We start from the raw sequence: 21,864 nt of genomic DNA, 5'->3' as shown, positions 1-21,864 counted from the left end.
CTCTCCTACGGAGCCGCAGGCAGGAGGCCGGCGACGAGACCGCGGGGACGAGCGGCGCGACCGCCTCACGACCGCGACGTGGTTTGCGGGTAGGTTCCCGCGCTCGACGAACAGCATCGCGGCCGCGGCCAGCCGAAGGCCTGTACCCGTCCCGTGGGTCCTGTCGATCGACTTCCCAGGGAACCACTGCTCAAACTAGCGCTGACCAGGCCCTCCGCGACGGCGAGCGACCGGGTCCGCGCCACCGGCGGCGCGCGATCGGTACGCGCACGACCGGCACGGGGGCTCTTCGGCGGGGCGCCCGGCGCCCGGCTAGGCTGCGTCGGCTGTCGCATGCCGAATTCCGTCCGACCACAAATTCTTTCGATGGGAAACGAAATGAAGCTCGCGCTGTGCGGGGTGCTGGTCGTCTGTACGTTGGCCGTCTCCGCGGTCGCGGCGGCGTTCATCGTCACCGAAGCGCGTGCGCACGCTCCGCGCGGTGCCACCAAAGGCTATTTCGCCGATCTACAGCGGCTCGGCGTGCGGACCGCGGGCGACGGCGTGACCGCGGCGCTGCTCGATCTGGGCTACGCGGTGTGCCGGGAATTGGCGGCGGGAGCGCCCGAAGCCGACATCGTTGTGCGGATGAGCGCGCACCAATCGGTGGACGAGGCCGCCGCCGTGGTGGTGGCCGCCGAGCGGAATCTGTGCTGAACCGCCACGATCGGCGACCGAGGCGCCCCGGTCCGCGGACGTCTCCTGCCGCGAAACGGCGTGCGATGCGGGCTGACCGGAAATCCGCCTCTCCTTGGGTAGATTCCCCCGCGATGTCCAGAATCCCTGCTACATCGAGTGCGAACGACGCGGCCGACGCCGCGGTGCCCGCCGCTATGGTCGGGCGCCGGTATCGCAGCGGCGATCACTACGAGGTCGCCCGCGAGAAGATCCGTGAGTACGCCCGCGCGGTGCGCAATCGGCATCCGGCGCACTGGTCGGAGGACGCCGCGGCCGACCTCGGCTACGGCAACCTGGTCGCTCCGCCGACCTTCGGCGCGGTGCCCGGGTATCTCGCCTACGCCGAGGTGTTCGACACGATCCTGCCGGGCTACGACCTGAGCCGGACCATCCAGACCGACCAGATGGTCGAATTCCACCGTCCGCTTCTGGCCGGCGACCGGATCGGTTTCGAGATGTCTCTGGACTCGTTCCGGCACGCGTTCGGCGGCGACCTCATCGTCCTGCGCCAGACCATCCTGGACCGGGACGATCGCCCGGTGCTCACGTCTCGGACCAGCTTGGTCGGGCGGGCCGACGAGGCCTTGCCTGCCTGGTTGGACGCTGTGGTGATGCACGGAGTACGCCCGGAGGCCCGGCAGCAGCGCCGGGTCCCCGACCCGCGCCGCGTGGGGAACGGCAGCGAGCCCGCCCGCGAGACGCCCGTCACATCGGCGAACCCGCGGGGACGGCGGTTCGAAGCCGTGCGTCCCGGCGCGGAACTTCCCCCACGCACACTCACGGTCAGCCAAGGCGACCTGGTCAATTACGCCGGAGTGGCGGGCGACCCGAACCCCATCCATTGGAGCACCGAGGCGGCGGCCAGGATGGGGATGGGAACGGTTGTCGCGCAGGGCATGTTCACCATCGGGCTCAGTGTGGATTTGCTCACTTCGTGGCTGGGCGACCCCGGGGCCCTGCGCTCCTACAACGTCCGGCTGACCAATCCGGTGCACGTCGGCGCGGCCGGAGGCCGGATCGAGTTCTCGGGCCGGGTGAAACACCTGGACGCGGACACGCGCACCGCCACCGTCGCGATCACCGCCGAGCACGACGGCCACAAGATCTTCGGTCGCGCGACGGCCGAGGTCGTCCTCGCGTGATCGCGCGACCCGTTCGCGCCGCCGGGTCGGTGTGTTTGGTCCGGAGCGACGCGGGCACGTTGGAGGCGGAGCACGCGCCCGCCGGGATCGGTGGACGCGAACTCGGCACTCGATCGAGCGGGCAACCGGCCCGCTCGCACCCGAAAGGACCGGTATCTGTCGTGGTTGTGCTTCTTGCTGTGATCGGCTCGGCTTCCCTTGCCGTCATCGCGGTCCATGCCACGGTCGTCGCACGCAGCTTGGCGGAAGTCCGCTCCCCGCGCCGTGACGGCGCGACCCGGGACGACGAGCGGAGCACCGCACGACTGACGGGCACCATGGTCTGATCTTCCCGCGCCCTTCGCGCCCAGCCTCCGCTTCTGCCCAGGTGAACACCGTCATGTCTCGGTCGGGTGGCGGATCGGATACGATCTTGCCTGCCTCTCGGTCCAGCAAACGGCCGCTGAGACAGTAGGCGTGCGCTGGTGCCGCCATTGGGGATCGGAGGCCGGGTTGTCGGTGTTCGCCGACGACGGCATCAGTGGTGTCAGTCGTTCCGTCACAACCGGACCCGCGACCGGCGGTGTCCGTGCGGCGTGACGGGACAGACGGCGATCCCGAGGTGATGGTCGGCGCGGACTGGCCGTGGCAGCAACCTTCGGTGCTCTTGATCGAGGACGATCCGGGGGATGCGCTGCTGGTGGAGGAACTGGTGGTGGACGGCGCGCCGGGCCTGCGACTGGACTGGGTCCGGTCGCTGGCGGAGGCCGCCGAGCACCTCGCCTCGGCCGAGCCCGACTGTGTGCTGCTGGACCTGCATCTGCCCGATGCCAACGGGCTCGAGGCGGTGGAGCGCATCCGCAAGCACACCGACCAGGTCGCGATCGTGGTGATGACCGGACTCGATCAGGAGCAGACCGGGTTGGCCGCGGTCGCGGCGGGAGCCCAGGACTATCTGGTCAAAGGCCGGGTCGAGCCGGAGCTGTTCGGGCGCGCCGTGCGGTACGCGATCCAGCGCAAGCAGGCCGAGCGCACCAGCGCGGCCCTGCAGGCGAGCAATATGCGCGCCCAAGAGAACGCGCGGCTGGAGCGCGGCCTGCTGCCCACCCCGCTGTTGCGGGGACAGCGGGTCGTCGACGTCGTGGCGCGCTACCGTCCCGGCCGGGCCCATTCACTGCTCGGCGGCGATTTCTACGACGTCGTGCAGGACGCGGACGGCACGGTGCACGCCGTCATCGGTGACGTGTCTGGCCACGGCCCGGACGAGGCGGCGACCGGCGTGGCCCTGCGCCTGGCCTGGCGCACCCTGGTGCTGAGCGGCGTCACCGGCGCACGGCAACTGCGGCTGCTCGAGCAAGTGCTGCTGGCCGAACGCACCGGCAAGCAGACCTTCGCGACGGTCACGAGCCTGGTGTTGCATCCCGGCGACCGCCGCGCCCAGGTGCTGCGGGCCGGGCACCCGGGGATGCTGCTGCGCTCGCCTTCCGGATTGACCTGGGTCGAGGTCCCCGGCGGTCCCGCCCTGGGCTTCCTGCCCGGTCGTGCCGAGTGGCCCGTCCACGATCTGGAGCTGCCGCTGGGCTCCGGGCTGATGGTGTTCACCGACGGCCTGTTCGAAGGGCACGCCGGAACCGATCGGGAACGACTCGGTGAGCAAGGGCTGATGGAGGTGGCACGCGCCGTGCGAGCCGCGGATCCCGACTGGTTCGTCGATGAGCTGATCGGTCGCGTGGAGGCGCTGGCGGGTGCGTCCGGCGGATTGGACGACGATGTCGCCATTCTGTATCTGGGATGGAACGGCGACGGGCAAGGACAGGAGCGATGACGATGACGACCGGTCGAGCGCCGCTCAGCGCACGATTGACCGCCCAGGCCTGGTTCCAACTGGTACTGGCCGCGATGGTGCTGGTGGTGATCATCGGCACCGTGGCAGGCGCCCAGGTGATCGCGCAGACCAACCGCGTGACCGATCGGCTCATCGACAGGACGTTGCCCGCGGCGGCCGAAGCCTACCGGTTACAGAGTGCCCTGGTTAACCAGGAGACCGGTCTGCGCGGCTACCGGATCACCGCCGACCCGCAGTTCCTCCAGCCCTACCGGGACGGCACCCGGGACGAGGCGCAGTCGGCGACCCGCCTGCGCGAGCTGCTGGCCGATCGACAGCCGCTGCTCGACGAGCTCGACGCCGTGGAGCAGGCCGCACAGCGCTGGCGCGACGAGTTCGCGGAGCCGCTGGTCGCGGGGTTGGCCTCTGGATCACCCCTCGGCACCGACTCCACCACGCCGGTCCGCGGTAAGCCGCTGTTCGACGACATCCGGACACGTTTCGACACCCAGAACAGCAGTCTCGCGGCGGCCATCGCGCACGACGAGGACGAGCTGACACACACTCGCGCGGTCCGGGACGCCGTGCTGGCCGGGATGGTCGTGGCGTTCCTGCTGACCGGTGTCTTGCTGACCGTGCTGATCCGGCGCTTGATCGTCCGTCCCCTCGGGTCCTTGACGGATGCGTCGCTGCGGGTGGCGGGCGGCGACTTCGATCATCACATCGAGGCCCACGGCCCCGCCGACCTGGCGACCGTCGCGAACGCGGTGGAGAGCATGCGCCGCCGCATCGTCGCCGAGCTGGATTCCTCCCGAGCCAAGGAAGCGGTGCTCGCGGAGCAGAAGACGGATCTGGACCTGCAGGCCGTGGAACTGCGCCGGTCCAACGCCGAGCTGGAGCAGTTCGCCTACGTCGCCTCACACGATCTGCAGGAGCCGCTGCGCAAGGTGGCGTCTTTCTGCCAGTTGCTGGAGAAGCGCTACGGCGACAAGCTCGACGAGCGCGGCAAGCAGTACATCGACTTCGCCGTCGACGGCGCCAAGCGGATGCAGGGGCTGATCAACGACCTGCTCACCTTCTCCCGCGTCGGCCGCGTCACCGACCGCACCGAACCCACCGGCCTCGGCCCGTCCCTGGACAAGGCGCTGACCAATCTCTCCGCGGTGATCGATGACACCGCCGCGAGCATCCAGCGGCCCGACGAGCTGCCCGAGATCATCGGCGATCCGACCCTGCTGACCATGCTGTGGCAGAACCTGATCGCCAACGCCATCAAGTTCCGCGAGCCCGACCGCGCACCGCGGATCGAGATCACCTGTGAACCGGCCGAGAACGGCAGTGGCTGGCTGCTGTCGATCTCGGACAACGGCATCGGTATCGCGCCCGAATTCGCCGAGAAGGTGTTCGTCATCTTCCAGCGGCTGCACAATCGTGAGGAGTACAGCGGAACCGGTATCGGGCTGGCTGTCTGCAAGAAGATCGTGGAGTATCACGGTGGCCGGATCTGGATCGACACCGAGTACACCGCGGGCGCTCGCTTCTACTTCACCCTGCGCACCGCCGAAGCCGACCTCGCCGCCCGCACCGCCGACGTCCCCGCCCCTGAAGGAGCCACCGCATGACCGATCCCGGCCAGCCCATCGACATCCTGCTCGTGGAGGACGACCCGGGCGACGAGCTGATGACGCGAGAAGCCTTCGAGGACAACAAGATCGGCAACACCTTGCACGTCGCCAGGGACGGCGAGGAGGCGCTCGAGTTCCTCTATCGCCAAGGACGGCACGCGGACGCTCCGCGGCCTGATCTGATCCTGCTCGACCTGAACCTGCCCAAGTACGACGGCAGGCAGGTGCTGGAGAAGATCAAAGCCGACCCCGATCTGTCGCACATCCCGGTGGTCGTGCTCACCACCTCCGCGGCCGAGGAGGACATTCTGCGCAGCTACCGGCTGCACGCGAACGCGTACGTCACCAAGCCGGTGGACCTCGACCAGTTCGTCGCCGCCATCAAACAGATCGATGAGTTCTTCGTCCAGGTCGTCCGGCTGCCGCGGCATATCCTGTGATGGCGCTCGCCGCGGTGCCGGCGCAGGCGATTCTCACCGACGGGACCGCGGCCTTGCATGGGGAATGATCAACTGGGTATAGCTCGGGGAGAACGGCACATCCACGGCGAACACGACAGCCGAGCTCGACGGCGGCCCACGTGCTCGGCGTGGCGAGTACAGCGCACCGATCCCCGATAGGGAGGTAACGAGGTGACGGCGCATCGACGCTATCGGCGAGGCACGACGACGGGAAAACCGGCCCGCGACAGACACACTGCGCTCCCGGCGGCTGGTACGCGCTCGTGAGCGCGGGCGAGCGGGTTCCCCTACCCAACGCCGTGACGCCGCTGGAGCTGGACTTCCCCGCCGAGGCGGTGCAATTGGCCAACGTCCGGCATACCTTGCAGGAATGGCTCACCCAGTGCGGCATGGCCGCGGCCCCGGCCTACGACGTGCTACTCGCCGTCGGTGAGGCGTGTACGAATGCCGTCGAGCACGGCCATCAGGGCGACGGCGGCGTGGTCCGCTTGCGTGCGTCGATCGACGGCGACGAACTCCGGGTGACCATTTCCGACAGCGGCCGATGGAAACAGCCCGATCCGCAAGCCGATTCCCTGCGTGGTCGGGGCATGCCACTGATCCGCGCACTCATTCCAGAGGTCACCGTGACCGCCGGCGATACCGGCACGGTGGTCGATCTGCGCACACCCTTTTCGGCATAGTCCCCGAACCTACGCGCCACCGGGCGGATGGTTCCGCGCGTCCCGCAGACGGACGTTGTCGGCCTGCAACCGGTCGTTGGCCGCGTGCAGCCGGTCGTTGTCCGCGTGCAGGTCGGCGTTCGCGTCCTCCAAGTCGAGAATGCGGCGGATGCCGGCCAGGTTCGCTCCCGTGGCGACCAAGTCGGTGATTCGCCGCAGCCGGGCCAGATCGTCGCCGCTATAGCGGCGGGTGCCTCCGTCGCTGCGCGCAGGGGTCAGCAATCCGTGCCGCTCGTAGAGCCGGAGCGTCTGCACCCCGATTCCGGCCAGTTCGGCAGCGACCGAAATCCCGTACACCGCTTGGTCGGGATCCGGCAGATGCCCCGAGTCGCCCCTCTCCTGCGCCATCCATCCTCACTTCACTTCGGCCGACAGATTTCATAGTTTAGCGCCTTGCACTCAACTTCCTCTGGTGGTACAAAAAATCTATGCCAGACAACAGAGGTTATCTGGCCCCTACTATGGAGAATGGAGTGAGTTGGAGGTGGCGACCATGCTGATGCGCACCGATCCGTTCCGCGATCTGGACCGTCTGACGCAGCAGGTGTTCGGCACGAAGGCGCACCCCGCGGTGATGCCGATGGATGCCTGGCGCGCCGGCGAGGAGTTCGTCGTGGAGTTCGACCTGCCCGGCATCGATCCCGAATCCCTGGACCTGGACATCGAGCGCAATGTGGTGACGGTACGCGCGCGTCGTCCCGAACTGGACTCGGGCCGGGAGATGATCGCCGCGGAACGCTCTCGCGGCGTGTTCAGCCGTCAGCTGTTCCTGGGCGAGAACCTCGACACCGACAAGATTCGCGCCGACTACACCGACGGCGTTCTTCGCCTCACGATTCCTGTGGCAGAGAAGGCCAAGCCACGCAAGATCGAAATCGGCCGCGGTAACGGACACAAGGCGATCGACGTCTGAAGCCGCGTAGACCGCAAGACTCCCGCACAATCGAAAGCGAGGTGATGTCGCAGCCAGTGATATCGGAATCAATCTGCGAAAAGTGTCATTCCCGCTTTTTCGGGCGGGCCCGGAATACCGGGCCCGCCTCTCGCCGATATATAGAAGATGTTATGGCACAAGCGGTTTCGTGCGAACGGAGCGTACTTGATGGAGCATCCGATTATGGCAGCCGCCGATTCACCCGACCCCGTGCTCACAGCGACCCAGGCCGGAGCCGGGATTTCCTCCGACGCCGCGATCATCTGGCCCGACCCCAGTCCGCTGGACGCTTGGTGGCGGCGGATCATGCATTCCGATCCGGTGCGCCGCAGCGCCGCGTGATCCGGCCTCTATCCTTGACTTTCGTGACCGAACAGCCCTACCGCCCCCGTGCCGCGGCGGAATACTGGCGCCGCGGCACGGTGGTCTGGTTCAACATCGAGAAGGGCTTCGGGTTCCTACAGCCCGAAGACGATCCCACGCCGGTTTTCATCGAGTACACCAGCATCGAGACCACGGGATACAAAGCGCTGTACGCGGGTCAGCCCGTGGTGTTCACCGCCGCCATGCGCAAGCGCGGCCCCGAGGCCACGGCGGTGCGCCCGGTGCTGCCCGACGCTTGACCACGGCCTGAGCCCGGCGGCCACGGTCAGATGACCGTGCCGACGTCATTGGCCGCCAAGGTATCCAAAGCGCGCTCGGCAACAGCGGCAATCGTCATCGACGGGTTGCACGCCGCGGTGTTCCCGGGCATGAGCGCACCGTCGAGCACGTACAGGCCCCGCTGGCCGTGCACCCTGCCCTCCAGATCACAGACGGCTCCCATACTCGCACCGCCCAAGGGGTGCCAGGTCGACGGGAACAGCAGGTTGGTGTCGGTGAGAACGCTTGCCGGGCCGGCGATCCGGTGGGCCGCGGGACCGATGTAATTGTCCTGGATGTAGCTGTCACCGTCCTGCGGCCACTGCAGAATCGCGTCGTCGCGGGCCGCGTCGTAGACGAAGTGCCCACGACCGTCGCTGACGCCGTACCCGACCATCATGGTGCTGTTGGCGTCGGCGCCCATGGGCGGGATGGACGCCTGGATCAGGGTGTGAGCGGAGTGCGGGTCGGACCAGTTCTTGCTGCCGTAGACCACTGGACCGCCCTGCTCCGCACCGAAACTCGCGGTCGGATCGGTCCACAGGTAGATGCGGTCGGCGTTGGTGCCCCAGCCTTGGCCGAGTCCGTCGGGCAGATCGGGGATCAGGCCTTTCGCCGAGGCGCGCACCAGCAGTCTTGTGGTGTTGAGGCTTCCGGCGGCCAGCACCAGCGCACCGGCGGTGATGATCTTGTTCTCCAGCACGGCGCCGCTGGTGTCCAGGCGCTCGACGTGGACGATCCACTTGCCGTCGGCGGCACGCTCGACATCGGTGACCTGGTGCAGCGGCTCGACCGTCACCAGGCCGGTCGCCTCGGCGGCCGCGATGTAGGTGACGTCGACCGAATGCTTGCCGCCGTTGTTCACCCCCATGGCGCCGTCGCCGTTGGTGTAGGAGGGCTTCATCTCGCCCCGCAGTTCGGCCAGGGCGAAGTTCCAGTCGATGGGCATCGGGATCTTCGACAGCGGAAGCCCGGCGCGGCGCACATGGTCGGCGAAAACCCGCGCGGCCGCGTAGTTGGGACTGGCGATCAGCTCGTCCGGGGCGACAGCCAAGCCGAGCATGCGTGCCACCCGCGGGTAGTGCACCCGATCCATCGTCGCCCAGTCCAAGGCCTCGGGGAAGTGGGTATCGAACACCTCCCGCGTCGGTTGCAGGGACATCCCTTGATAGACCAGCGATCCCCCGCCCACGCCCGCCGCGCACAGCGCGGTCATATTGGTACCGGGCACCGCCTCGACGAGTCCGGTGTACGGCTCGAAGACCAACGGCTTGCCGAACAATACGGGGCTGGACTTGTACCAGAGCACCCGCTTGTCCAGCGCCGAAGCGCGCGGGAAGGTCTCCGCGTTCGGGCCCGTCTGCCAGCGCAGACCACGTTCGAGCACCAGGACCCGAACTCCGGCCTCGGCCAGGCGCAGGGCGGTGACACCACCGCCGAACCCCGATCCGATGACGACCACCCGATGCTCCTCCCGGGTGAGCGGAACGCTGTTCACCCGCGCGGCGATCGGACTCGTCGTGTTCGCGTAGCGGGAGGCGACCACGAGACCGCCCGCCGCGGCTGCTCCGGTCAACAGTGACCGGCGCGAAATTGCTGACATCACACACCCTCGAAGATCGGACGCGAGCTCGGATCTCGCGCGGCCCACCATGGCCGCTAAGGGACAGTAATATAACCGGACATGCATGTCCGGTCGTGGCTGGATCTGTAGCAGAGGTCACAATCGCTTCGGAGGTGGTCCGGTGCTGCGCGGGAGGCGTGGACGGCCGCCACCACGCGCCTGCGCGTGGGCGCACTGGTGCTGTGCAACAACATCCGCCACCCCGTACCGCCGAGAACGCTTGGCTGCAAACCGATATGACGGAACGCATGGCCGGGTTCACCGCGGCCACCCACAGCCCCGGTGACGCGGCGGACACGACCCGGGTCGGCCTCGACTACCCGTTCCGGTCGGCGTGGAGCCCGGCGGGCGGCAGCACCGAGATGGCGCAACGTCATCAGCGAACGCGTGCTCGGCATGCCCCGCGAGTTCGCCGCCGATCGCGACGTGCCGTTCAACCCGGTCGAAAACGGCCGATGACCCGCGCGAATCGAGTAGTCGGCTACCCGTGCTCCGGCGGCCGACGTTCGCGACCATTCAGCCATGTCAGACAACATCTACGCCGGCGCGTCGGTTCAGGTCTACCCGCAGGACGCCCCACTGAGTCACCCGCACGCCTGCGTCAACGGCTTCCTCGACTACGTCGCGAAGTTCAACACGATCAATTTCCACGCCAAGGACGACGACGTCCGGGAATGGCGCTACGACAAGGAGTACGACAACTGGCAGGACCGCCTCGGCATGGACTCGGTGAAGGTCTTCTATCACTACGCGCACAGCACGACCATGGACGACGGCGTGTTCCTCACCGCGATGGGCCGGACCTGGGATGACACCATCTACGCGTGGTCGGATCGGATGAGTTTCGGTGACCAGCGGTTGCGCTACTTGTTCCTCCACGGATGCGAGTCGTTGCGAATGCACGACGGGCACAGCCCATTTCGCACCTGGCATACGCCGAACCTGGGCGCGCGGATGCTGTTCGGGTTCGACAGCCTCACCTTCGACACCGATCAGCAGGGGACGCGGTTCTTCAAGGAGTGGAACACCGGCAAGTCGTTCAGTCAGGCTTGGCAGGACGCGGCGCTGTCGATCTTCCACAACGATCACCGAGTGTCCTCGGCGGCATGCGGCGCCACCGACCGGGAGGCACAGGACCGGCTGTGGAACGAGCGTCTCTTCTTCGGCGAGCCGGTGTCGGACAATTGGTACTGGTGGCGATGGGCGGGCCAAGTCCCCATCGAGGTCGACCTCGGCATTCACGTTCCTCGCCAGCCGTGGTCGCTGCGCTTGTCGCGCCGTCGCGCCGACGCGGATACCGCCGCCGAACTCGCCGAACGGTTCGGTCTGCGGGCCGTGCTCGCCGAGCCTGTGTCGCCCACAGCCGAGGAGTATTCTGCCCCGGTCGAATTCGAACCGCGGCTGGTCATGCATCCGGACGGCGCGTACCACGTGTTCTACGCCGAGCCGGACCGCACTGCCGACAGCATCGCACCGCAGGAGGTTCGGGATATCGCCGATCGCGCGGTCCGGCAACTCGACCTCGGCCACGACCTGGCGTTGGCCGGTATGTCGGCCACCTTCCACGGCGGTGGCAGCCGCGACGGTGACGAGGTAGCGGCATCCGTGGCCGAGTACACCCTGCACTACCGCCAGGTCTACGACGGCGTCGCCGCGGTGGCAGGCGGCGATGGTCAACTGAGCGTGACGCTCGACCCGGCCGGTCGGCTCTGCTCGATATCGGACACGACAGTCCCGATCGCGGGCGCCGACGAGACCCGCCCGCCATCGGGCGACGATTTCGACGCCATAGCGGCTCTGGACGCGGCGACCACCGCGCGAGCCGAATGCCTGCGCGACGGCGCGCGCTCGACCGTCGTGCCCGATTCGCTCGAGGTCGGCTACCGCTTCGATCGCGACGCCGCGGTCGTGGTCGCCCGGCAGGCGGTCGAGATCACCTCCAGTGACCGCTTCCGGATCCGCGACGTCGTCGAGATCACCGCCTGAGCCGGGTCCGGCGCCCTCTTTCCCGCGTATTCCGGGTCTCAGCCCGGGATGGTTTGTCGCCCAGAACGAACCGCGCCCACCCTCACCTGCGTCGATAGGCGCGGATTCATCCCGGACCCGGCGGAGTCTGGGCGCGCAGGCAGAAGGCCGTGACGCGCTCGACGTCGCCGGGAACGGGCTCGCCGCGTCGGCGCCACCGCTCGGCGAGCGTACCGATGGTCGCTTGAGCGATCAGAGTCGCATCGGAATCCGGTGCGGCGCTGCTAATTCCGCGAGCGTGTCCCGCAGTAGCCCGGCGCGGTGTCCACCACATCAGGTCCGGCCGTCAACCCCAGACCCGGCCCAGCGGGATTCCAGAGCACGGCCAGTGTCGCGGCCGCGGGCTGTGGTGGCGTGCGTGGTGCCACAGGCGGGCGCGACGGTGGACGGCGCGCGACTGCGGGCCTTCCTGTGTGAGCGGCAGCCCAGCTATAGGGTGCCGCGCCACGTGCTGCTGTTCACCGAGGAGGACATCGCGCTCACCGGCAGCGCCAAGATCAAGTCCAGCGAGTTGCGGCAGCTCGCCGCGCAGCGGCTGGCCGGCTAGCGCCACTATCCGCTGCGCCCGCGACTCGCGCCGGCACCGACTTCACACCGCCGCTCTGAGCTGCTATACATTAGGGGAGGCTTACCTCGTTAGTCGAGGCTAACCTCAGCGATAAAGTGACCTGGTTGTGAGGCTTCATGTATGTCTGCATCTGTAACGCGGTGTCCGAAGGTGACGTGCACACCTGCGTTTCGGCGGGCGCCGACAGCATCCGCCAGGTGAAGAACGCCTGCGGATGGAAGCCCGGTTGCGGCAGCTGCACGGCGCGATTGGCCGAGGTGATCGGCCGCGCGCGGGCTTCCACCGGAGCGCAGCCCTCGGCCGCCTGAGCCGACACACCAGGCGGTCTGCCCGCCGCTGCGCGGATTTTGTGCCACGATCGCTGCTATGGACGGCGACAAGGACATCGTTGCGCTGCTCAACGAGCAGCTGACGGCCGAACTCACGGCGATCAACCAGTACTTCCTGCACGCCAAGATGCAGGAGAACTGGGGCTTTACCAAGCTGGCCCGGCACACTCGGCACGAGTCCATCGATGAGATGAAACATGCCGAGATCCTCACCGATCGAATCCTCTTCCTGGAGGGCCTGCCGAACTACCAGAAACTCAACCCGCTGCGCATCGGGCAGAGCGTGCCCGAGCAGCTGCGGGCCGATCTGCAGATCGAGATGGAAGCGGTCGAACGGCTGCGCCGTGGCATCGAGTTGATGCGTTCACGCGGCGACGTGACCTCCGCTCGTATCTTCGAGCAGATCCTGGAAGACGAAGAACAGCACGTCGACTACCTGGAAACCGAACTCGATCTGGTGGAGAAACTCGGCGAGCCGCTGTACCTCCAGCGCTTCACAGAGACTCCGGACGACTGATCCGCCCCTACCGGTGCGCCTCGGAGAGGCCGACCGGCGTTACGCTCCGGCGCTCGTCACGCCGAGGCGTATCGCCAGGCCAGCCGTCTCCGGTGCTCGGCGGGCGTAACGAACAGGGACCGATCGAGCGTGGCTCGCTCGAGGTAAGCGTGTATCCCGCTCTCCCAGGTGTAGCCCATGCCGCCGGGCAACCGCATGGCCTTCCCCGCCACCCGCACTGCCGTCTCGGGGTGGTGAACGCTTTGGCCCGCGAACCCGCGATGCCCGCGTCGGGGGCGGACGAGACCTCCACTCGCACGGCGGCCGCCACCAACTGCCGGGCCACTGCGACCTGAACCAGCAGGTCCGCGCAGGCGTGCTCGACCGCCTGGAAGGAACCGATCGGCCGGCCGAATTGCTCGCGCACCTCGAGGTAGCCCGACGGTGGCCGCCGGGAGGGTCTCGCTCAGCCCGAGGCTGTCGCAGGCCGACGACGACCACAGCGGCGCCGGGCGTGTAGCGACGGGACACGCCCGCCCGATCGACCGGCGGTCGCCACGGCTCGGTCAGCCTTCGGGCCAGACGTCCTTCAGCAGCAGCGCGGCTTCGGCAGACTGGCGCACGCCCGCCGCATACGCGGGAGCCAACGCCGCCGAGTCGAACACGTCGATTCCGAACGAGGCGACGGCTTCCTCATCGGGGACAATGGAAACCTCTGTCGCCGAGCCCAACTCGCGATCGCTGGGGATGCGCGGGAACATGTGCGCCAAGGGTTCGAGGATCACCACGACATCCGCGCCCGCGGCCAGGTCCGCGTTGACCGGCGAGCGCAACCCGCCGTCGAAGTAGTGGCGGCCGTCGATCGGGATCGGCGGGAAGACACCGGGCACCGCGGTGCTGGACGCCAGCGCTTCGGGCAACGACGCCGCGCCGTCCTTGGTCCATGTCCGCAATTCACCGGTGGTGATGTCGATCGCGGTCACGACGAGATCGCGCGACGGCCACTGCGCTACACCGGCCAGCCCGCCGATGCGCGCGATGTGCTCGTCCGGATCACCGGCCTGCGCGGCCAGCGCCAGCTCCCCCGCCCGGCGGCGTGCCTGGGCCGGATCCTGGCCGGGGGCGCGCAGCACGGCGAATATCTCCGCGATTCGCGCCGGATCCGCCCGCACCGGCGCCGCCGACGTGGACGGCGGCCGCAACAAGCGCGCCGGATCGCCACCGTCGGCCAGGACCGCACCGACCACCGACCCGGCGGAGGTTCCCACGAACCGGTCGGCCAGCGCCAAGTCGATACCGTTGTCCCGCAACCCTGTAGCCAGTCCCGCCAACCACGTCAGACCGACCGGACCACCCCCGCCCAGCACCAGCGCGACCGAGAAACCCTTGGATGACACCGTGTCCGACATGACGCCAGCCTATCCGCACCGGCCTCGGCCGACCGCTTGCTCATTCGGCCGACTCGTCAACCGGGTCCCGCGATCTCTCAACGGTGATAGATCTCCACGACGGCGTTGCCGACCACCCCGACGAGACCGGGGACCCCAGTTCATGCACCCTGGAGTCGTGCGCTGCCCGTTCGGCGTGAAAGGGTAACTGAGCTGGACGTAGGAACCGACCGCGTACAGCGGGAACGGCCCCGACTCGTACGGTTGATGAGCGGCGAGTGCACGCGATCCAACGGGACTGCACATCATCTCGCCACGGGGCTCGGCCGGTAACCGGTCAGCTTTGTTTGCGCTGCCGCTCTCGCAACACGTGGGAGCGCAACCGTGAGAATCCCTTGACCCGCACGCTGCGCAGATGGCGCAGAAGGAATTGGTCGTCGTCATCCAGAGCCGCGGCGGCGCCGTCGTCGAGGAGGACGGTCCCAGGGCGGGCCACGCCGGTCAGCCGAGCGGCGACGTTGACCACCGTGCCGTAGAGGTCGCCGAAGCGGGTCAGGACGGGCCCGTACGCCAGGCCCACCCGGATCTGGGGCATTTCCGGAACGGTCTGCGCCGCGCGGGCCACCGCCGCGTGCATCGCCAGGGCGATTCGCGCGCCGTCGCGGGCGTTCTCGGCGGCGAACATCACCTCGTCGCCGACGTTCTTGATCACCCAGCCGCCGTGGGCGGTGACCGCTTCGGTGGTGGTGGTCTCGAATGTCTCCAGCAGATCCGTCAACTCGTCGAGGTCGAGGTGACGGGAGAGCCGGGTGTAGCCGACCATATCGGCGAAGCCGACGAGCAGTTGCCGTGTGGCGCCGTCGGATTCGAGTGAGCGGCTCAGCGCCGCGGCGAGATGTCGTTGCCACGCGTACTGCTGCAAATTGGTGAGCACCGCGATGGTCCGGGCAGTGGCCTCGCGGTTCGATTCGGAGATCGACTGCCCGTCTTCGGCGGCGATGCGGCTGCCGATCTCACGGGCGATCAGATCCGCCTGCCACTCGGCCAGCCGCGCCATCGCCTGACCGACACTGCGGGCGGCGGCGATCTGACTCTGCTCGCTCGCCCCCGCGACCGGGTCCATCGCGGTGAAGTGGCGCACCGCGGCAATGTCGGCATCGGTGAAGACCACGTCGTCGTCACTCGCCGCGGCGGGGAAACCGAGTGCCACCCATAGCTTCTTGGCACGTTCGACAGACACTCCGGAAAGCTCGGCCACCTGGGCACGCGTGTACCGTCGTGGGCCGCCGAGCAACGACTGCTCGACCACAGCGTCGACCACGTCGGTCACCTCACCGGATTCGATCACCCCGCCAGTACAACACATGCGGCGGCGACCGGCGCTCGATGATTCATGCCCAGATTCGCGACAGCGCCGAACGGGAGTACGTCTGCTGGGGCGTCACGGTGATCAGGTCGCAAACCTCGACGAGTTGGCCCGGTACCGCATTGCCGAAGTGGTGCAGACCCGGTGCGATCACGGCGTCGACGCCGAAGGTGCGGACGACGTCGACGAGGCGATCCACCGGTGCGTCGGTGCCGGCGCCGAAGGTCACCGTCTTACACAACTCGTAACCCAGACGTTTGGCCAGACTCCGCATCTGCGCTTCGTCCCAATCCTGGGACACACCCGAGACGTCCTTGCGGAGATATCCCAGAGCGGGTGGTTTGGCCCTCATCGGTACTCCCTTGCCGCGTTGCCGAAGTAGTCGAAGCGCCTGCACTCCTGCGGCTCGCGCGGTGTCGGCGCATCGAATTGCAGGCTGAGCAAGTTATTGACATCATATGTTGTCAACAGCAGTCGATGTCAACATGTGAGGCGTTCGGAAAAGCGGCTTTCCGGCATTGCCCGCACCGAGGGTACCGCCGAAGGCCGAGCTGCGCCGGTTGCGCCGCTCGGCGATGATATTCGTTGACTCACAACACTTTTCGATAACAGACCGGATACAGGGTGGTGTCGGGACACACCTTCGAATCGGCGGTCCATTCACATGGGCGACGCGGCCGATGCGTCGGGCTATTCCAGAATTCCGGTCTGCCTGCCCGCGCCGGGAGCCTGGGTCAGTGGCCGCCGCGCCAAGACCGCACCGAGGGCGATCATGCCCGCGCCGAGCACGAAATGCAGCCAGTTGTCGGCCGTATCGAGCGGCACGAAGTTCGCGTCGCTGCCGGGGTTCACGACAAGTCCGTACAGCCACAGCACGAGATAGAGGGCGCCGCCGCCGAGGAGGAACGCGCGCGCCGACGCAGCGGTGCGGGCGGCCAGCACTCCGGCGAGGCCGAAAGCCAGATGGACCGCGTTGTGCAGCACAGACACGCTGAACAGACCGAGCAACTGGGCCTGCGAGTGATGTCCCGCCCAATCGAGTTCGCCGTAATCGGTCGTGATCCCCGGAATGAACTTCAGGATGCCGACCAGGAGGAACACGGCTCCTACCGCCATGGCGGCGACCTGAAGAGGAGACCGCCGATCCCTTGTCGCGCCCGGTGTGGAATTGGACATCGCCGAACCAGCCCTTTCGGTGTGGGTGGACCTCCGTCCCCACCGTGCTACCCGGGTGACAACGAGGCAAACAGCGGCAGCCCAGCCCGGGGGATGACATCGCCCCGCAGCGAACGGCCGAGTCCGCCCATCGCCCCTCGCGGCGAACGAACGGGACATGGTCGCGCTGAGACGCCACCCACATACCCCGGGACAGAGGCACTTTCGTGATTCGCATCTCCTCCGATCGGCGCGCCGAAAGCCACGGCGGCGACAACATCGGCGTTCGCGCTGGTCATTCCGTTCGCAGCGGGATAGGTCGCGGCTTTCGGACACGACCGCGGAGGCATCGGCCCCGTACCGCGGACTCGCGCGCGCCATCCGCGCGGTGAATACTGTCGGCGACTCGAAAACAACTGTCCGCCTTGGTAAGCCGACGCAGTCTGTCAACCGGATGGTGATGCCAGGGAGGCAAGGACGTGTTGGTCTGGTGTGTTGTGACGATGATCGTGATCGTTCTGCTGGGAGGAGCGGCGTCGGCGATGGCATGGGATCCGCGAGGGCGTCGCCGCTCGGCCGCCGCTACGCCGGTTCCGGTGTCGGTGACCTCGGAGTCCACCGTGCCGAACCCCGGCGAGTGGCCGCGCACACGGTGAACGCACGTCCGGCCCGCAAGAGGGATACCTGGACGGGGGCGCGGGCGCGGTAGCGACGATGCGCAGGCCGCTGCCGCCGGAGGCGCGTTTGCGGCCGCATTGCTCGCCCTAGCGCCTTCCGTCATCAGCGGCTTACTCGGAATCTCTCGGGCGCATTCTGTTCGCACGAAGGTGCGGTCGTAGCCTTCCCCGGATCGGGATCGCACCGCCAAGCGTCGACCCGACGAAAAGAACTGCTGCGCAGGGATATTCATCGGACGAAGCACTTCGATTCGTCGAGGCGGAAACGCCGGGGTCGGTCTGTATCCAGCTCGGCGATAAACCACGGCTCACTGGCGGCAAGATCGTCCGCACCACCGCCGAACTTTTGCTGGGAAGCATCGTCGTCCCCGCAATTTCCGATCACGCTGATCGAGTTCATTGCTGTCGGTCCACGATCCAGGGCACGGTTGTCCAGGGCAGGCAGGCGGTTGGAGGCGTGGTGGCGAATGGATCAGCCCGGACATTCCGGTGTCCGGGGTCATGAGCTACGGAAAAGGCGCACTGCTCGCCGCGGCCGCCGACAGCGAGGCCGGGCAGGACCCCCGCACCCTGCGCAGCGGGTTGGCGATCATGCTGCGCGGGTGCGGGCGGGCACCGGGCGCCGCCGCGGTCGCGATCGGCTCCGGCCTGGTGAACGCGTGCTGCATGGTGCTCGCCGCGAGAGCCGTCGGATGGAGTACGGAGCACGTGGTGGTCGCGAGCTTCGCCGAGGGCCGTTTCCTGGCGGGCGCGGCCGCGACCGGTGCGGCCTTCGTGCTGGCGGTCTCGCTGCTGCGCATCGCGACGATCATCCTGCGCGGTGTGGCGACCGGCACGGTGCAATACCGCAACGAGGCCCAGACCCGCAAAGCCGTGGTCGCGCAATACCTGCGGCTCGGCATCGCCTGGCATCGCCGCAGGCCGGCCGGGCAATTGGTCTCCCGCGCGATCTCCGACGTCGAGACGGCGTGGGATCCCATGCAGCACTACCCGTTCGCGGTCGGTATGACCGCCATGCTGCTGTTGGTCATGGTCGACATCGCGCTCGCCGATCTCTGGCTCGCCCTGATCGCGCTGGTGCTCATCCCGCTGGTGCTGGCCGCGAATCTGCTCTATCAACGGGTGCTCGCACCGCGGGCCCGCGCGGCTCAGCAGCAGCGAGCACTGGTCAGCGGGCTCGCGCACGAGGCCATCGCCGGACGGCAGGTGGTACGCACCCTCGGCATCGGCGATCGGGAGATCGATCGTTTCGCGGCGGCCGCCGACGCCTCCCGCACGGCGAACCGGCGTATGGGCAACGCGAGCGCCGTCTTCGACCCCGCGATCGAGCTGATGCCACCCCTGGCGGCGCTGGCCATCCTGGCCGTCGGCGTGGCTCGGGTCGACGCCGGGCTGCTCGGCGTCGGCGCCCTCGTGGAGGTGATCTACCTGCTCATCACCACCGCGATTCCGCTCAACGTCATCGCCCGCTTCCTCGGCGTGCTACCGCTGGGCGTGGCGGGGCAGATCCGGGTCGACCACGTACTCACCGCCGCCGACCGCCCGGCGCACGGGCAGCTCCCACTCGGCGCGCACGATCGCGGCGTCGCCGTGCAGCTCGCCGGGGCCGGTTACGGCTACACCGGCGACACCCGCGCGGTGCGCGACCTGACCGTACGGGTCCGTCCCGGCGCCGTGCTGGCGGTGGTCGGCGCGACCGGCGCGGGCAAGAGCACGCTGCTGGCGCTGCTGGCGCATCTGCTCGAGGCCGACCGGGGCGCCGTCGCGCTCACCGGGGTCGACACCCGGCTCCTCGCGCCGGACGCGGTGCGCCGCCGGACCGCACTGGTCACCCAGAACGCCTTCTTGTTCGCCGACACCGCTCGCGCCAACATCACCCTCGGCGCCGCGGCCTCGGACGAAGAAATCGAGCGCGCCCTGCGCATCGCCGACGCCGCGGGGTTCGTCGGCCGCCTTCCCGACGGCCTGGACACCCACCTCAGCGACACCGTGCAACTCTCCGGTGGTCAACGTCAGCGGTTGGCGCTGGCGCGGGCCGTCTTCCGCCGCCCTGGCCTGCTGCTGCTCGACGACGCCACCTCCGCGCTGGATCCCCTGGTGGAGCGGACCGTGGTGGAGGCGCTGCGCGCCGAGTACGCGGGCGACGACCGCCGCACCACGGTGGTGCTGGTCGGGCATCGCGCCGCGACGGTCGGGCTCGCCGACACCGTGGTTTTCCTCGCCGGTGGACGCATCGTCGCGCAGGGACGGCACGAGGACCTTCTCGCTACCGAACCGGCGTATCGCGCGCTGCTCGGCGCATACCGCGCGTCCGATCAGACCGACACCATGGAGCCGGCGTGGTGAACACGAGCACCACCGAGCCGACCGGACCCGACTACCGCACCACCGATCTACTGCGCCGCGTGCGCCGCGACACCGTGCTGTCCCGCCGCACTCTCGCGGTGATCTTGCTACTGGCCGTCGTCGCGGCCTCCGGCCGGATCGTCATCCCCGTCACCATCCAATACGCCCTCGACCACGCGCTGCTCGGTGCGACCGACCAGGCCACCCGCGCACGGGTCGTGACCGGCGCCGTGTTCGCCGGAGTACTCGCGGTACTGCTGGCGATGCTCGCTTCCGCGTTGATGAACCATCGGGTCATCCGCACCGTCGAGCAGGCACTACTGGATCTGCGGGTGGCCGCCTTCGCCCGCATCCTGCGCCTTTCCCCCGCCGATCCCCGCGCGGATTCCGCCGGCGCTCTCGTCGCACGCGTCACCAATGACGTCGACGTGGTCACGCTGTACGCCCAGTCCGGCGGAATCACACTGGTGCAGAACATCTCTCAGATGCTGCTGGCGCTCGTGGTGATGCTGCTCTACTCGTGGCCGCTCGCACTGCTCGTGCTGTTGATCGGCATCGGCGTCCCGGTCGCGGGCCACACCCTGCAGCAGTGGGTGGCGCACCGCTTCGATGAGGTGCGCCGAAGCATCGGCGAACTCTACGGCGGCCTGCTGGAAGTGCTCGTCGGCATCGACACCATCCGCGGTTACGGCATCGAGGAACGGATGCGCGCCCGCGCCGACGCGCAGATCGACGCCGTGCTCGACGCCCAGCGGCGCACCCTGTGGCCGATGGGATTCAACGTCTCCATCGGCGAGGTCGCCATCGGGCTCATCACCACCTCGGTCGTGGTGGCGGGCACCGCGGCCGGAATGGGCGTGCTGGGACCGGGACTCGGGCTCAGCGCGGGCGATATCGTCGCCTTCCTGTTCCTGGTGACCTTCTTCGTCCGCCCCATGCAGTTCGCCGTCAGCAGCCTCGCCGACGCCCGTAACGCCGAGGCCGGCCTGCGGCGCGTGGTCGAAATCCTGGACATCCCCGAGGAATCCACGGCGGCCCGGCGCACAACGCTGCCATCCGGCCCGGCCACCGTGGAACTGCGCGGCGTCGGCTTCCACTACTCCCCCGGCAGGCCCGCGTTACGCGGCCTGGACGTGCGCATCACGCCCGGCGAGCACGTCGCGGTCGTCGGCGAGACCGGCTCCGGCAAGAGCACTTTCGCGAAACTCGTGACCCGGCAACTGCTGCCGACCAGCGGCACGCTCACCCTGTGGGGTGTCGACCTCACCGAGATCGCCGACGAAGCGCTCACCCGGCGGGTCGCGATCGTCCCGCAGGACGCCTTCCTCTTCGATCGCACCGTGGGCGAGAACATCGCGCTCGGTCGCGCGGGCGATTCCCGCGACGCCGTGCTCGACGTACTGGCCCGGCTCGGGTTGCAGGACTGGGTGCGGACTCTGCCGCAGGGGCTGGAGACCCCGGTCGGCCAGCGCGGCGAGGCTTTGTCGGCGGGTGAACGCCAGCTCGTGGCCTTGGCCAGGACCGCACTGGTCGATCCGGATCTACTCGTCCTCGACGAGGCCACCAGCGGCGTCGACGCAGGCACCGACGTGCGGGTGCAACATGCACTGGCGCGCCTTACCCGCGGCCGCACCACCCTCACGATCGCGCATCGGATGCACACGGCCGAGACCGCCGACCGGGTGCTGCTCTTTCACGAGGGCCGGATCACCGAGGACGGCACCCACACCGAACTGCTCGAACGCGGCGGGCGCTACGCGCGCCTGCACGCGGTGTGGGCACGCGACACCGTGTCGGCCTCGCAACGGATTCCCACCGACGTCGGCCGGTGATCCGGACGGGC

At 68.3% G+C, this 21,864-nt stretch carries 23 protein-coding genes and 1 pseudogene; 16 read left to right on the top strand and 8 right to left on the bottom strand.

The features are described from left to right. Positions 1-366: 366 nt before the first annotated feature. The 7 genes from ACWEO7_RS16790 (at position 367) to ACWEO7_RS16760 (ending at position 6,432) form a co-directional block, all read left to right on the top strand. Positions 367-696 (top strand): DUF732 domain-containing protein, encoded by a 330-nt coding sequence (locus tag ACWEO7_RS16790; RefSeq protein ID WP_452424234.1) that lies wholly within the window; start codon positions 367-369, stop codon positions 694-696. Positions 697-809: 113 nt separating this feature from the next. Next, positions 810-1,859, top strand: a complete 1,050-nt coding sequence (locus tag ACWEO7_RS16785) for a fused (3R)-hydroxyacyl-ACP dehydratase subunits HadA/HadB (RefSeq protein WP_452424232.1) — start codon at positions 810-812, stop codon at positions 1,857-1,859. Positions 1,860-2,020: 161 nt separating this feature from the next. Further along, the gene (locus tag ACWEO7_RS16780) at positions 2,021-2,185 is read left to right on the top strand and encodes a hypothetical protein (protein ID WP_355080886.1); all 165 of its coding nucleotides are present in this window, start codon (positions 2,021-2,023) and stop codon (positions 2,183-2,185) included. A 278-nt stretch (positions 2,186-2,463) separates the two neighbouring features. Next, positions 2,464-3,663 carry a PP2C family protein-serine/threonine phosphatase gene (locus ACWEO7_RS16775; RefSeq protein WP_452424261.1) on the top strand — a complete coding sequence of 400 codons (1,200 nt, stop codon included), beginning with the start codon at positions 2,464-2,466 and terminating at the stop codon, positions 3,661-3,663. After that, positions 3,660-5,285: a sensor histidine kinase gene (locus ACWEO7_RS16770; protein ID WP_452424231.1), complete on the top strand. Its 1,626-nt coding sequence runs from the start codon at positions 3,660-3,662 to the stop codon at positions 5,283-5,285. Before ACWEO7_RS16775 ends, ACWEO7_RS16770 begins: the two co-directional genes overlap by 4 nt. After that, entirely contained in the window at positions 5,282-5,728 is a 447-nt protein-coding gene (locus ACWEO7_RS16765) for a response regulator (RefSeq protein WP_452424229.1), read from the top strand. Before ACWEO7_RS16770 ends, ACWEO7_RS16765 begins: the two co-directional genes overlap by 4 nt. 284 nt (positions 5,729-6,012) lie before the next feature. Next, entirely contained in the window at positions 6,013-6,432 is a 420-nt protein-coding gene (locus ACWEO7_RS16760; RefSeq protein WP_452424227.1) for an ATP-binding protein, read from the top strand. A gap of 9 nt (positions 6,433-6,441) precedes the next feature. On the opposite strand, the gene ACWEO7_RS16755 is transcribed toward ACWEO7_RS16760, so the two are convergent. Beyond that, positions 6,442-6,819 carry a MerR family transcriptional regulator gene (locus ACWEO7_RS16755; protein ID WP_452424225.1) on the bottom strand — a complete coding sequence of 126 codons (378 nt, stop codon included), beginning with the start codon at positions 6,817-6,819 and terminating at the stop codon, positions 6,442-6,444. 145 nt (positions 6,820-6,964) lie between these two features. On the opposite strand from ACWEO7_RS16755, the gene ACWEO7_RS16750 reads away from it, so the two are divergent. The 3 genes from ACWEO7_RS16750 (at position 6,965) to ACWEO7_RS16740 (ending at position 8,028) form a co-directional block, all read left to right on the top strand. Beyond that, complete coding sequence (locus tag ACWEO7_RS16750; protein ID WP_355080895.1) at positions 6,965-7,384, top strand: Hsp20/alpha crystallin family protein; 420 nt, start codon at positions 6,965-6,967, stop codon at positions 7,382-7,384. A gap of 189 nt (positions 7,385-7,573) precedes the next feature. Further along, positions 7,574-7,747 (top strand): hypothetical protein, encoded by a 174-nt coding sequence (locus ACWEO7_RS16745; RefSeq protein WP_452424223.1) that lies wholly within the window; start codon positions 7,574-7,576, stop codon positions 7,745-7,747. A gap of 23 nt (positions 7,748-7,770) precedes the next feature. Beyond that, positions 7,771-8,028 carry a cold-shock protein gene (locus ACWEO7_RS16740; RefSeq protein ID WP_452424221.1) on the top strand — a complete coding sequence of 86 codons (258 nt, stop codon included), beginning with the start codon at positions 7,771-7,773 and terminating at the stop codon, positions 8,026-8,028. Between the two features lie 26 nt (positions 8,029-8,054). On the opposite strand, the gene ACWEO7_RS16735 is transcribed toward ACWEO7_RS16740, so the two are convergent. Next, a complete protein-coding gene (locus ACWEO7_RS16735; protein ID WP_452424219.1) occupies positions 8,055-9,650 on the bottom strand; it encodes a GMC oxidoreductase in 1,596 nt (531 codons plus the stop codon). Positions 9,651-10,193: 543 nt separating this feature from the next. Between ACWEO7_RS16735 and ACWEO7_RS16730 the strand changes: the two genes are divergently transcribed. The 4 genes from ACWEO7_RS16730 (at position 10,194) to bfr (ending at position 13,110) form a co-directional block, all read left to right on the top strand. Further along, a complete protein-coding gene (locus ACWEO7_RS16730; RefSeq protein WP_452424217.1) occupies positions 10,194-11,657 on the top strand; it encodes a DUF6345 domain-containing protein in 1,464 nt (487 codons plus the stop codon). A gap of 397 nt (positions 11,658-12,054) precedes the next feature. Further along, positions 12,055-12,243 (top strand): hypothetical protein, encoded by a 189-nt coding sequence (locus ACWEO7_RS16725; protein ID WP_452424215.1) that lies wholly within the window; start codon positions 12,055-12,057, stop codon positions 12,241-12,243. A gap of 137 nt (positions 12,244-12,380) precedes the next feature. After that, positions 12,381-12,572, top strand: a complete 192-nt coding sequence (locus tag ACWEO7_RS16720) for a (2Fe-2S)-binding protein (protein WP_355080904.1) — start codon at positions 12,381-12,383, stop codon at positions 12,570-12,572. A gap of 58 nt (positions 12,573-12,630) precedes the next feature. Continuing rightward, positions 12,631-13,110 carry a bacterioferritin gene (gene bfr, locus ACWEO7_RS16715; protein ID WP_039801806.1) on the top strand — a complete coding sequence of 160 codons (480 nt, stop codon included), beginning with the start codon at positions 12,631-12,633 and terminating at the stop codon, positions 13,108-13,110. A gap of 56 nt (positions 13,111-13,166) precedes the next feature. On the opposite strand, the pseudogene ACWEO7_RS16710 reads toward bfr, so the two are convergent. The 6 genes and pseudogenes from ACWEO7_RS16710 to ACWEO7_RS16685 form a co-directional block, all read right to left on the bottom strand. Continuing rightward, positions 13,167-13,577 (bottom strand): annotated as a pseudogene (locus ACWEO7_RS16710) (acyl-CoA dehydrogenase family protein); the annotation flags it as partial. 78 nt (positions 13,578-13,655) lie between these two features. Beyond that, the gene (locus tag ACWEO7_RS16705; protein WP_452424213.1) at positions 13,656-14,498 is read right to left on the bottom strand and encodes a patatin-like phospholipase family protein; all 843 of its coding nucleotides are present in this window, start codon (positions 14,496-14,498) and stop codon (positions 13,656-13,658) included. Positions 14,499-14,814: 316 nt separating this feature from the next. Then, a complete protein-coding gene (locus ACWEO7_RS16700; RefSeq protein WP_452424211.1) occupies positions 14,815-15,825 on the bottom strand; it encodes an adenylate/guanylate cyclase domain-containing protein in 1,011 nt (336 codons plus the stop codon). Positions 15,826-15,868: 43 nt separating this feature from the next. Beyond that, positions 15,869-16,195, bottom strand: a complete 327-nt coding sequence (locus ACWEO7_RS16695) for a hypothetical protein (RefSeq protein ID WP_452424209.1) — start codon at positions 16,193-16,195, stop codon at positions 15,869-15,871. A gap of 338 nt (positions 16,196-16,533) precedes the next feature. Further along, positions 16,534-16,959 carry a DUF4383 domain-containing protein gene (locus ACWEO7_RS16690; protein WP_452424207.1) on the bottom strand — a complete coding sequence of 142 codons (426 nt, stop codon included), beginning with the start codon at positions 16,957-16,959 and terminating at the stop codon, positions 16,534-16,536. 945 nt (positions 16,960-17,904) lie between these two features. Continuing rightward, a complete protein-coding gene (locus ACWEO7_RS16685; protein WP_452424205.1) occupies positions 17,905-18,075 on the bottom strand; it encodes a hypothetical protein in 171 nt (56 codons plus the stop codon). Positions 18,076-18,176: 101 nt separating this feature from the next. On the opposite strand from ACWEO7_RS16685, the gene ACWEO7_RS16680 reads away from it, so the two are divergent. Next, complete coding sequence (locus ACWEO7_RS16680) at positions 18,177-20,021, top strand: ABC transporter ATP-binding protein (RefSeq protein ID WP_452424203.1); 1,845 nt, start codon at positions 18,177-18,179, stop codon at positions 20,019-20,021. Next, on the top strand, positions 20,015-21,853 hold the full coding sequence (locus ACWEO7_RS16675) for an ABC transporter ATP-binding protein (RefSeq protein ID WP_452424201.1): 1,839 nt from the start codon (positions 20,015-20,017) through the stop codon (positions 21,851-21,853). The genes ACWEO7_RS16680 and ACWEO7_RS16675 overlap by 7 nt, the downstream gene beginning before the upstream one ends. Positions 21,854-21,864 lie beyond the last annotated feature (11 nt).

It is taken from the genome of Nocardia sp. NPDC004260 (genome assembly GCF_053603155.1).
This window is presented reverse-complemented; position numbering and strand designations above follow the sequence as displayed.